Genomic DNA, 1,974 nt, shown 5'->3' on the forward strand with positions numbered 1-1,974 from the left:
GCGCCGTTCGCGCTGGGCGATCTGCGCTGGGTCGACCTGAGCGACGCCGCGCTGTGTGCGCAACTGGATGCGCAGTCGCCCGCCGCGCCGCCGCGCCGCGACGAACCGCAGCAGCTGGCGCAGGTGATCTACACCTCCGGCTCCACCGGACTGCCCAAGGGCGTGATGGTCGAGCACGGCGCGCTGGCCAACCTGCTGCTGGATCATGGCCGTCGCCTCGCCATCGGCCCGGGTGACCGCATGCTCGCCTGCATGTCGCTGTCTTTCGATGCCGGCAACATGTGCGCGCTGCTGCCGCTGACCCACGGCGCCTGCCTGCTCTGGGCCGACCCCGGCGAGGGGCTGCTGGACGAGATCGAGCGCACGCGCACCAGCCATATGATCTTCGCCACCGCGCTGCTGGCGACCCTGCCGGCGCGGCCGCTGCCGGCGATGAAGGCGGTCGGTTTCGGCGGCGAGGCCTGTCCGCCGGCGCTGGCCGAACGCTGGGGCCGGCAGTTCCGCCTGATCGACATGTACGGCCCGACCGAGGCCACCGTTACCGCGCTGACCAAGCTCATCGAGCCCGGCGCGACGCCGAGCATCGGCCGGCCGATCGACGGCATGCAGGCGCTGGTGCTCGATGTGCACGGCTGTTTGTGTCCGGTCGGCGTACCGGGCGAGCTGTGCCTGGCCGGGCTGGGCTTGGCGCGCGGCTACCTGAACCAGCCGCAGCGCAGCGCCGCGGTGTTCCGCGAGCACGAGATCGCCGGGGTGACGGTGCGGCTGTACCACACCGGCGACCGCGCGCGCCTGCTGGCCAACGGCGAGTACCAGTACCTCGGCCGCATCGACGAGCAGATCAAGCTGCGCGGCTATCGCATCGAGCCCGGCGAGATCGAGGCGCAGCTGGGCATTGGCTGCCCGGCGCTGCAGCAGATCAAGGTCATCGTCGCCCGCCAGGCCGGCGCCAGGCCCTGGTGGCCTACGCCTCGGTCAAGCCGGGTGAGGCCGTGCCGGACGCGGACGCCATCCTCCAGGATGTGGCGCGGCGCCTGCCGGAATACATGCTGCCGGTGCGGCTGATCCTGCTCGAACGCATGCCGCTGACCGCCAACGGCAAGCTCGACCTGCGCCGTCTGCCGCCGGTGGAGCTGGTCGAGGAGGCCGCTCCGGTAGCGCCGGCCGATGCCCTGGAAGCCGAAGTGCTGGCGATCTGGCAGGGCGTGCTGGAGCGGCCGCTCGGGGTCGAGAGCGACTTCTTCGCCCTCGGCGGCGATTCGATCCTGAGCATCCAGCTGACCACCCGCCTGCGCGATGCCGGCCATGCCTGTACGGTCAAGGAAGTGTTCGAGGCGCGCACCGTGCGCCGCCTGTGCCGGGTGCTCGGCCAGCCGCGCGAACGCGTGGCGATCCGTGCCGAGCAGGGCATGCTGGTGGGTGAGGCATTCGCCCTGCAACCGATCCAGCGCTGGTTCTTCGAGCAGCCGTTCGCCAGCCCGCACCACTGGAATCAGGCGTGGTGCTGCGCCTGCCGGCCGCCATCGACGTGGCGCAGCTGATGGATTTCATGCGCCAACTGCTGCGCCACCACGATGCGCTGCGGCTGGCGGTGACTGCCGACGACCAGCGCTACCTGGCGCATGTGGCGCTGAGCGAACCGGCGCGGCTGGACGCGGCGGCGCTCGGCGAGGATGGCCTGCAGCAGGCGCTGACCGAGCTGCAGGCGCACATGCAGCCGGAGCAGGGGCGCAGCCTGGCCTGGGCGCTGCTCGACAACCTCGCCGGCGGCATGCGCGGACTGTTCATTGCCGTGCATCACCTGGCGATTGACGCGGTGTCCTGGCGCATCCTGGTCGATGACCTGCGCCGGCTGGCGCGCGGCGAGGCGCTGCCGGCCAAGACCAGCAGCTACCGCCAGTGGGGCGAGGGGCTGGCCGCCTATGCCCGGCGTGCCGAGGCACAACTGCCGTACTGGCGGGCCGAACTGGCCGG

3 protein-coding genes are annotated in these 1,974 nt (G+C 71.7%); all 3 read left to right on the top strand.

The genetic code is table 11. The features are described from left to right. Positions 1-1,065, top strand: a 1,065-nt coding sequence (locus BAY1663_RS25750) for an AMP-binding protein (protein ID WP_305809530.1), incomplete at its 5' end; no start/stop codon positions are given. Beyond that, positions 993-1,541 (top strand): phosphopantetheine-binding protein, encoded by a 549-nt coding sequence (locus tag BAY1663_RS25755; protein ID WP_305809531.1) that lies wholly within the window; start codon positions 993-995, stop codon positions 1,539-1,541. The genes BAY1663_RS25750 and BAY1663_RS25755, both read left to right, overlap by 73 nt. After that, the coding region (locus tag BAY1663_RS25760) for a condensation domain-containing protein (RefSeq protein ID WP_305809532.1) at positions 1,499-1,974 on the top strand (476 nt) is incomplete at its 3' end. The genes BAY1663_RS25755 and BAY1663_RS25760, both read left to right, overlap by 43 nt.

It is taken from the genome of Pseudomonas sp. BAY1663 (assembly GCF_000582595.1).
In the GTDB taxonomy this organism is placed as follows: domain Bacteria; phylum Pseudomonadota; class Gammaproteobacteria; order Pseudomonadales; family Pseudomonadaceae; genus Stutzerimonas; species Stutzerimonas stutzeri_AF.